A 9,472-nucleotide genomic window follows, 5' to 3' on the forward strand; every position below is an offset into this window, starting at 1 on the left:
GCCGCCGTCGACACCGCAGCCCCGAACGTCCTTTTCGGCCCCGCACCTGCGGGGATGGTCCTTCTGCGGGTCGATCGAGTGCGAACTACGGCCAGTCGGCCCCGCACCTGCGGGGATGGTCCGATCGCGCCGTAGCGCTCGTGCGGGGTGCGGTCGTCGGCCCCGCACCTGCGGGGATGGTCCGGCGAACAGGCACCGTTTTGCATCGCTTCGCAGGTCGGCCCCGCATTTGCGGGGATGGTCCGATGGTGGTCAGGGCGGGGGCGAGCGCGGTGATGTCGGCCCCGCACCTGCGGGGATGGTCCGCTGGGGACCGCGACACCGGCCGGGGTGAAACGGTCGGCCCCGCACCTGCGGGGATGGTCCGCGTCGCGGCGGCCAGACCGCCGCGTGAGGTCTGTCGGCCCCGCACCTGCGGGGATGGTCCGAGGGCGAGACCATCGTCGAGTCCCTCAACGAGGTCGGCCCCGCACCTGCGGGGATGGTCCTGCGCGTAGCCGCACGCGGTGGTCTCGTCTCGAGTCGGCCCCGCACCTGCAGGGATGGTCCGACATCCCACACCACCCAGAACACGACCGGCACGTCGGCCTCGCACCTGCGGGGATGGTCCTGGGCAGCCACCGCTCTTGTGCACAAGGAGTGAGGCGGCCCCGCACCCGCGGAAATGGGTCCTGCAATGGCGCGGGCCTGGTCTACACCGACCTGGTCGGCCTGCGACCGCTGTGTTGGTCCCAGGTTCGGTCCGGTGCTCGTGGCAAAGCGCAATGGCGGGGCTCCGACCCTGAGGCGTTGATCGCCCAGTTCGGAACCGCCCTGAATACGCTGCGAATCACTCGCCTGACGCCGTACACGATGCGCCACAACAATATTGGCGAGGCCGAATCTGTCGGAGATGGCTCTCTAGATCGGTGGCGCCACGCCACGCCGATGCGGACCGTCGTGTTGCGTGGGAAGCCGTGAGGGATGGGGCAGTATCTCGTGTGTCTTCGCTTCGCCCTGATCCGGCATTGCTGCCCTCGGCCGATGAGGTTCCATGTGCTTCGCAGCGGAATACGGAAGTCGTCGTCAGAAGCGCAGTTCTCGTATTGTGTTGAGGTTGATTCCGCGGCGTGCGTAGATCTTGATCGTGTTCTCGCCGGTGAGGTCCGCTTCGGTATAGCCGAGCAATTCGGCGACACGGACGACGTCGGCCTTGGTTGCAGCCTCGATCTCGAGATACGGAGGGATACCGGGCCAGGTGTCAAGTTCGAGTTCTGCGCCGTCGAGGGTGTAGCTGATCCGTTTGGTTTCCTGGTATGACTTCGCAGAGAATCCCATCATCTCGAGCAGAGCGTTGGTAGCGGCGAAGTCATCGACGCTCACCTCCACCTCGTGCGTGCCGTCGATGGCGTCGCTGGTGATCTCTTTGACCGCGAGCGTGGTTCGTTTCCCGTTGTCGCGCAACCTAATCCACTTGCCGTCGACACCGGGGGTGATGTCGTAGACGTAGCGGCGCATGAAGCGCTCGGCGAGCTTTTGGCCGCCTTTGTCCAGGATGTGGCGGTCGATGGTGTCGGGGTCGATGTCGAGGATCTTCGCTTCGTGCTCGATGGGCACGGGGGCTCCTTCTGTGTTGCCGTTGGGGTGAGGTTAACCGACTCGGCGGGTCGTGAGCCGGGTGTACTCGGCCTCGCGAAGCCTGAGGATTTCGGTACGTAAGGGGCTTGTCAGGAACTCGGCTAGAGGTAAGCACAAGTCCATGCGTTGGATGCACACTCCGACCTGGAACGTGCCGGTTCGGTCGTAGTAGAGCCGAACGCCGTAGAAGCCCTCCTCGCAATCGGTGCCGTTGTTGAACCGGCATCCGGTGCAGGTATCCGGTAATCGGACGGGGCGGATGTGCTTGAAGAGGATGCGCCGTCCATCGGGCAGGCGATAAGCGGTGCGGGAGTTGGAACCTCCGGCGGTGACGAAGTGGGCTTCGGCAACAGCGCCCCGGTCGGCGAGGATGCGTTCGATCGCGGTGATCGAGCTGTCACCTTGGTCGAGCGACATCAGCAACCGCACTGTCAGGTTCGAGGAGAACTCATCGAGTAGTCGGTGCACTCGTGGGGCGTGTGTGTAGTCGGGGACGACGATGTTGGCGCTGGCTTTGACTCCGTACGTCTCGCACGCTGTGATCGCGCGTTCGAGTGCGTCGATTCTGTGTTGGGCCAGAACAGGATTGCGGTAGCGGGGGTGCTGCACGTCGGCGAGTTCGGATGCAGTGGTGCCGAAGATGGAAAAGTTCACCCGGTCCAGGCCGGCGGCGGCGCAATCAGCGATAATGCGCTCGCCGCGTTCACCGTTGGAGGTCATACCAACTCGTAGCCCGGCATCCACGGCGATCTTGGTCAGTGTGGCTACGGCCGGATGCAAGGTCGGTTCGCCGCCGGTCAGGTGTACTTCGGTCAGCTCCAGCGCGTCACCCAGCACTGTGAGCGCATGGGCGAATTCGTCGTTGCCGGGAACCGGGGCCGGGAGGAAGGCCGCGCCGTTGCTTTGGGCGTAGATCGACATGCGCCCGCTCGGCCCAGCAGCGAGGAAGTCACCTGGCAAACGGTCTCGGTTATCAACGGCTACCGGCGTACCTTCATTATGGCAGAACGTGCAGGTCAGACCGCATGCGTCGATGATTTTGACGCGCAAGGTGGTGTCTTTGTCGACGTGGACGGGGATTGCAGCACGGGACATAGCCGTGCTCCCTTCGTTCGGTGGTGAGTGGTGCCGGTCGGGATGCACCGGCGTGAGTCGAAGTCGCGACCGCCGAGGGGCGCGAAACCCGGCAATTTCGGGTCCTGTTCTCTACTGCTGTCGTTGGCCGATGGCGGCGTATGCGCTCAGGTCCCACGCCGCGCGATGGCGCGGTGCGGTAGACGACAGCCTCCGAATTCCATCCCCGTCGTCGTCTCCGGTTTCTCCGTCGCTGTCGTCGTCGCGGCTGGGAGTGGGTGGCCATCGGTGCGGGGCGATCAGACCGGGCGCGAGGAGCTGATACCCGGCGAGCATGGCCGTGATCTCGTCTCGTCCGCGTGGGTAATACGGGATGCCCGCTCGACGCAGAGTTTCGGCGGCGGCCTGGATGTGGTGGGGGTAGAACTCGTCTGTGACATGGGTGAACACGAGCCATGTCCCGACCGGGAAACGGTCGGTCAACGCCGCGAGCACAGCGGGGGCGTCACTGATCCATTCCGCGGTGCCCGACACACACACCGCCACCGGTGCTGTCATGTCCATCGCCGCGGCGATATCGCCCACGATCGCGTCGGTGTCAGCGATGTCGGTATCAGTGAAGTACCGGGGCCCTTCGTGCAGCATCGCGCGCCCGTGCGCGGCCACGAGGATGTCGGAGTCGACGTACAACGTTCGGGCGGTGTCGCTGCGTTCTTCGGCGATGTCGTGGATGTTCGGTGTGTGGGGCAGGCCACACCCGAGTTCGACGAACTGGGAGACCCCGCGATGGTCGGAGAGGTATTCGACGGCGCGTCGGGTGAAGCGCCGGGATTCGGTGAGCGCGGGCCTGATCGTGCTACTCGACAGGTTGTCGGCTAGCGACTTGTCGGGTTCGTAGTGGTCTTTCCCTCCGAGGAACACGCTATGCAGGCGTGCGGGGTTGGGCTGGTAGGGGTCGATCAGGTTTGGCGTGTGGGTGGTCACGGTGGGGGCTCCTGCCGCGTCGTGTGCGACGGAAAGTCCCCCGTCCGACTCCGGGTGTCCGTGGCAAAGGGCACACGGTGTGGGAGTTGGTCGGGCCTTCCAATATTGCTGGTCAGTTGGTGGTGCGGGTGCTCCCGGAGGCCGGTTGGGCGGCCTCCGGGAGCGTTTCCCCACCCTCGAACCGGCGGGCTCGGGGGTCGCCGGTGGCTCGAGGTATTCAGGTGGTCTTTGTGGTGTCGCGGCCGTGCCCGTGGCGGGCGGTCGCTTTCGGTGGATGTAGATCGACAAGGTTTGGTGGGCCCCGGACATCGCCACATCGCCGGGTACGAGTCCGGGGCCGCCTTAGCGCTGGCCGGGGTGAGGTGTCTCGGGTCCTCACCGGGCGCGAAGGCCATTCAATTGGTCGGAAGTGCTCACGTCAGGGCAGTAGGAAAAGGCGTTCGTTCGGCAGCCTCGGCAGCCCGACACAGTGGCCGGAGTCCACTGCGACGGCGCAGGGTCGGCGGGAGGCCATGTCTTGCACGAACACCATCGCGGCGGTCAGGCAGGCAGCGAAATCCATTCGGACACTGGCAAATTGGATCGTTAGGTGGATATCGGGTTCGTCGGGACAGGGTGACCGCACACAAGCATCGACATTCGGGTGTGGCACGGTCGGTGTCCTTCCGGGCGAGGTCAGTAGGGGCCGTGCGTGCGCGGTTTGGCCGCGTCCAGGACGTGGCGGACGCAGGCCAGCACCGTGGTCCCCGACGGCCGGAAGGGGGTGGTCGCGGGGACTATCCAGGTTCGGTGGGCGTGGTGGTTTGGGCTCGGCGACGGCAACACGATGTTGCCGTCGCGGATCACGACCACGTGCGCGCGCCAGAGTTCGGCGAGCACGGCAGCGTCACCGATCGGGCGCATGTCTCCGGTGCGGACGAGATAGGACCACGCCCGGGCGCGGGGGTGGCCGATGATCGGGCACGGCCCGACGTTGCGGCGGTGCAACTCGACCTTGACCCGTTGCGCGAGGTCGGTCGGCATCATGACCGCGCCGGTCGATCCGGCCGTCATCATGATCTGCCCTGTCACCGTGTCCACGAACGTCGGCAGGCTACAGATTCGCCGGTAGAACATGCTGCGCGAGAGTGGCGAATCTTGCAGGGAGGAAGGAAGTGTCGCGTATGTCATCGTTTACCCCCCGCGTGGGGTGTGGCCTCGTGTCGCGGCGGCGATAGCGACGGTGCGGTGGATGCCGGTGACCTCGCATTCGAAATCGGGAGGCGACGCAGGAATGATCGGGCAGCCTGCGCACGCTCGCCAGCAGTTGCGACCGGGTCGGGGACCGCTGCACGAACACGATCGACAGGTACAGGACCGAACTCAGCTATGAACTGGCCGGGGGTGCGCTTGGGCAGCGACACGGTACGAACCAGGCCGATATGGCTGAGACGTGAGAGAAGCGCTGATAGTTCAGCTGTTTGATTTGCGTGGCTCGTCAGACAGGCTCGCTGCATCGTCGTGTTCTTCCTCGTGGGCTGACTGGTTGGCGTTCGTTGCACCGGGGAACCGATGCAACAGCCGTTGTGGGTGCTATTCGTCGTCAACTGTCATACGTCGAGCGGTATCGCGGCGACGCCGAGGATGTCTTATCTAGAACTTTGGTGTCTGATCGGGTTTCTTCTGTGTCTCATCCAAGCTACGATCAGCGGAGCTGGACACATAATGACAAGGGGTATGGCGTGGGGACGGTCCTTAAAGCTCTACTTCAAGAACGGCATATCCAAACAGTTTCAGCGTTCAATCGTGAATATGACAGAGTCGCCGTTGCGATTGATCCGGGGGCCGTGGGAGCGGGGCCTAAGAAGGCTCAGTTTTACCGATGGTTGTCGGGGAATATATCAACACTTCCCTACCCGCACCATTGTCGTGTACTTCAGGAGATGTTTCCCGGATGGACCGCAGCCGAGCTGTTCTCGGAATTCAATGAAGGTTTCTCCTTATCTGACCGGATGCCGAAAGGGGGGTTGCCGGAAAAAGTTCGAATGGAAAGGATGTCCGATATTGAGAGCGTTTTCCCGAGAAGAGCTGATTTCCTGGAGTCAAGCTCGCCTCAGGATCTCTTCCGCGACGCTCGAACAATCGACCTGGCGGGAATATCGCTTAATATCCTGTGTCAGCAATGCTCGGACAGTGAGGTTCTGCGGATGATGACGGAAGGCACATTCATGCGGTGCCTGTTCCTCGACCCTGATGGGCTGAGCATCCAAGCGCGAGAGCTGGAGGAGGGGCATGCGCCCGGCGCTTTGACCAGCCTCACAAGGCTTAATATTCATATGTTGCAGCGGGTTAGATCGAAATGGAACTCTACGATGGGCGGCAATATCGCGATCCGCATCTACGACGCGCCAGCTCGATTCAACATTTGCATTGTTGATTCTGAGGTCTGCGTAATGCAACCGTACCTGCCGTTCGCGCGCGGCCTGGAGTCCCCAACATTTGTTGCGCGACAAAGTGGCAGCCGAGGCATATTTCAGACATTCTCAGAGGTATTCGAAGAGATGTGGCGAGAGGGAATGGAGCCGATAGTTGAACAAAACCAGGGAATCTCTGCTTGATTCTGCGCGTAGCGCGGTTTCCATCGGCGTCTCCGTAGTTGAGTCAAGGAATGTCGCGTCGGTTACATCGAAGGGTGATCGCGATTTTGTTACCGATATCGACATTGCGGTACAGGAGAGCATCCAATCCTTCCTGGAATCGAAAACACCAGGCATAGGGTTCCTTGGCGAAGAGGGGCAGGGTGCGCACACGCGCAGCGGGCCGTTCTGGGCGTTGGACCCTATTGATGGAACTTCCAATTTTATTCACGGAATCCCGCTATTCGGAATCTCGTTGGCGCTATTTGAATTCAACACTCCAACTATCGGGGTCATAGCAATGCCAGCACTTGGCCTCGAATACTATGCTGCTGTCGGGCTGGGTGCCTATCGAAACGGTGAGCGAATCCAGGTCGCGAGCGCTTCTGAGCTTTCGGAGTCGATTGTCTCAATGGGCGACTTTGCCGTGGGCGAGGACGCGATGGAAAGAAACCGGCCTCGGCTCGCATTGACAGCCCTACTGGCCGAGCGGGCCGAACGTATTCGAATGTTCGGAACAGCAGCCTACGACCTCGCATGCGTGGCCGATGGCAGCACGGACGGTTGTGTGATCCTGTCGAACAACCCGTGGGATATCGCGGCGGGAGCAGTCGTTGTCCGAGAGAGCGGTGGTGTTGTCTACGATTCAGATGGCAGCACGCACAGCCCGTATTCTCGGCACACCATCGCCGGGAACAGCCTCACCGCAAAGGAACTCGTGTCGCTGGTTGCTAGGGCACATGACGGCGCGTAGGTGGTCGGCTCAGGCAGATGGCCGCGGAGGCTTGCCGTATAAGTGACTGTATTGAGCGCGGATTCCGGTGAATAATCCAGGACATCACGTCGTCGGCCGAACAAAATTTGATAGCTGCGTGAGGTAGGTTCGGAACGAAGGTCCCCGCCACCGGCGCGCTCACGCGTATTTCAATGGACGAGGCGTTCGCTCCCGGTTACGCTGATCGCCGGGACGCACCATCATGGGGGATGGGCGACCGAATATAATGGGGGACAATATGATTCGGACGAATAGTGCACGACTCGTGTTGGTGGCTGGGCTACTCGCCACACCTTTTCTCGCCGCAGCACCGGCGCAGGCAGCGATTCCATCGTGCAACAACTATGAGAATCAAGAACAGTGGGGCAAGGTAAACGTTGACCTACGGCCGGGAGCGACAGGTAATTTCACTACCTTGACCATCTGGTGGCGAGTCGACCCGATCACGGCTCGCCCCGGCCGATATGACACCACGCACTTCGTCAACGGCAAGCCCGTCCGGACCAATGCGGTCGAAATCGCGTTCAAGGACGACGCGTTCCACACCGTTCTCCGGGAGACAGAAGACGGCAAGACCAACTGGAAGCTCGGCGACACCTACAAGTTCCAGGGTTACCATTTTTCCGAGTCGGAGAAGAAGTTGTACGTCGCAGCAGTGAACGAGTGCAGGATTACGGCGAGGTGAGTGCGATGGATGGAGTATCGATGGACGTTAGCGTCGTGCGCGGCCTGGTAATGGGTCATATCGCGGCTGAGCTCGACGCCCACATACCCGAACCGTTCAGCATCGAGGCGACGGGTGAACATCTCACGTTGCTCGAGGTGCGCGGGGGGCGGGCCCGCCTGGTGTCGTCGGCCTCGCTGTCGGACGGGCTCGATCGACTCGAGTCCGGTGAGACACTGGCGCGGCAACTCGGCGATTTCCGGGACGACGTCGCGATGGCGTTGCGTGACCGGTGGCCACTCGCCGAGGGTGCCGGTGGTGAGCCGGAAGTCGTTGTCACAGACGGGGTGTTGAGCATTCGCTTTCTTGGCAGTCGGTCCGAACTGCGCCTGCCTGATCTACGCCTGGATGGTCTAGAGAAACGAATTTCGGGCTGAACTCCGCGGCGGTCGTCCCGGTATGGAGGTCGGCCGCTGCGTCCTTGTCGGGCAGTTGGATCTAGTGATTTGTCGGCACTACAACCAGTCGACTTCGTACCCGGTGTCCGGTTCCCGACCGGTGGGTTCGAACTCGTCGGCGGTGGTGTCGGTTTCGGACCAGTCTGCATGTGTGTCGCCGAGTGCGGCGTCCACGGCGTTGGTGATGGTTTGCGCTTGTGGGTCCGGTTCGTGTGTGTGTTCAGTTCGGTCGGGGGCGGGGTAGGTGGTGTTGTCAGCGGGGTCGGGTGCGGCGGCGAGGTCGGTGTCGGCGATTTCGAGGCGTGCCCAGAGTGCGGCGGCGGGCATTTCATCGGGTAGGGGGCGGGTTCCGGCAGCATCGGTGAGCTGGCGTTCTATGTCGAGGCCGGCGCGGGCGGCGGCGTCGATGTTGGTGGCGATGGTCGGCCAAGTGGAGTCGGTGCTGATGCGGGGGTCGATACGGTCGACGGTCGCGGCCCACCGGTGCTGCGGTAGGCGGGTGTTGCCGTTTACTTCGAGGATGCGGCGGTGCAACTGTTGTTGGTGCGCGCGTTCGATCGCGATGTATCGGGCGGGTCCGGTCGGGCGAGGGTCCGACTCCGGGACATGCAACCCAGCACGCCACACGGCGAGGTCGGCCACGAGTTCGGGATCGGTACCGAGCAGGGGACGCGCCCATTTCGGGGCCGTAGTGGTGGTCCAGGCGCGGGCGGTGTCGCTGACCTGTCGGGCGAGTTCGGCCACGATCCGTTCCCGTGCCTGCACGGGTGCGGTATCGGCGTCGGTCGTTGTGGGGGTTTCGGTGGGCAGTCCGGGTGTCCATGCCAGGGGTCCGGGTCCGGCGGAATGGTTACCGCTGGGGTCCAGCCGCCAGTCCAGCACGGCAGCGGGATCGGTGACGGTGTCGAGTTCGCGGGCGGCGATCGCGGTGCGGAGTTCGGTGACCGGGTCGGCACCGGACAGGGCGAGCATGGCGAGGTGTTGGCGCAGTACCGAGTAGGCGGGGCTATCGGTCAATCCTGGTACGAGTTGTTCGGCGATGCGGTCGATGGTGTCGAGTCGTGTCGTGCCGACCGCGTTTTCGGCGGTCATGCCGAGTGTGTCGAGATAGGTATCGACCGCGCGCCCGATCCTGCGTGCGGGGTCGAGCGCATCACGGAGTTCGGTGTGGGCCGAGGTGCGGGCTCCGTCGCGGTCCAACACGTGGTGCAAATGTTCGACAGCGGTACGCGGGTAGTGCGCGGGCACGGTGTAGATATCGCCCTCGTCGCCGTCCAGCGCGGTC

At 63.0% G+C, this 9,472-nt stretch carries 8 protein-coding genes, 1 pseudogene and 1 CRISPR repeat array; of the genes and pseudogenes, 4 read left to right on the forward strand and 5 right to left on the reverse strand.

What is annotated here, in order from left to right; all coding sequences use genetic code 11:
• Positions 1–33: 33 nt before the first annotated feature.
• Positions 34–611: a CRISPR direct-repeat array (repeat unit 29 nt; unit sequence GTCGGCCCCGCACCTGCGGGGATGGTCCG).
• Positions 612–1,065: 454 nt separating this feature from the next.
• The 4 genes from NS1_RS36205 to NS1_RS36220 form a co-directional block, all read right to left on the reverse strand.
• On the reverse strand, positions 1,066–1,596 hold the full coding sequence (locus NS1_RS36205; RefSeq protein WP_062991908.1) for a class IV adenylate cyclase: 531 nt from the start codon (positions 1,594–1,596) through the stop codon (positions 1,066–1,068).
• Between the two features lie 33 nt (positions 1,597–1,629).
• The gene (locus NS1_RS36210) at positions 1,630–2,760 is read right to left on the reverse strand and encodes a radical SAM protein (protein WP_218020009.1); all 1,131 of its coding nucleotides are present in this window, start codon (positions 2,758–2,760) and stop codon (positions 1,630–1,632) included.
• 63 nt (positions 2,761–2,823) lie between these two features.
• A complete protein-coding gene (locus NS1_RS36215; protein WP_169812876.1) occupies positions 2,824–3,675 on the reverse strand; it encodes an SAM-dependent methyltransferase in 852 nt (283 codons plus the stop codon).
• Positions 3,676–4,350: 675 nt separating this feature from the next.
• A complete protein-coding gene (locus tag NS1_RS36220; protein WP_157125589.1) occupies positions 4,351–4,755 on the reverse strand; it encodes a DNA-directed RNA polymerase subunit beta in 405 nt (134 codons plus the stop codon).
• 641 nt (positions 4,756–5,396) lie between these two features.
• On the opposite strand from NS1_RS36220, the gene NS1_RS36225 reads away from it, so the two are divergent.
• The 4 genes from NS1_RS36225 (at position 5,397) to NS1_RS36240 (ending at position 8,166) form a co-directional block, all read left to right on the forward strand.
• A complete protein-coding gene (locus NS1_RS36225) occupies positions 5,397–6,272 on the forward strand; it encodes a DUF5919 domain-containing protein (RefSeq protein WP_063816367.1) in 876 nt (291 codons plus the stop codon).
• Positions 6,244–7,044 carry an inositol monophosphatase family protein gene (locus NS1_RS36230; protein WP_062991918.1) on the forward strand — a complete coding sequence of 267 codons (801 nt, stop codon included), beginning with the start codon at positions 6,244–6,246 and terminating at the stop codon, positions 7,042–7,044. Before NS1_RS36225 ends, NS1_RS36230 begins: the two co-directional genes overlap by 29 nt.
• A gap of 286 nt (positions 7,045–7,330) precedes the next feature.
• Complete coding sequence (locus tag NS1_RS40600) at positions 7,331–7,750, forward strand: hypothetical protein (RefSeq protein ID WP_157125590.1); 420 nt, start codon at positions 7,331–7,333, stop codon at positions 7,748–7,750.
• A 20-nt stretch (positions 7,751–7,770) separates the two neighbouring features.
• Entirely contained in the window at positions 7,771–8,166 is a 396-nt protein-coding gene (locus NS1_RS36240; protein WP_157125591.1) for a hypothetical protein, read from the forward strand.
• Between the two features lie 78 nt (positions 8,167–8,244).
• On the opposite strand, the pseudogene NS1_RS41075 reads toward NS1_RS36240, so the two are convergent.
• A pseudogene (locus tag NS1_RS41075) lies at positions 8,245–9,472 on the reverse strand (MobF family relaxase); the annotation flags it as partial.

The sequence above is a fragment of the Nocardia salmonicida NBRC 13393 genome, from assembly GCF_001613085.1.
GTDB classification, from domain to species: domain Bacteria; phylum Actinomycetota; class Actinomycetes; order Mycobacteriales; family Mycobacteriaceae; genus Nocardia; species Nocardia salmonicida.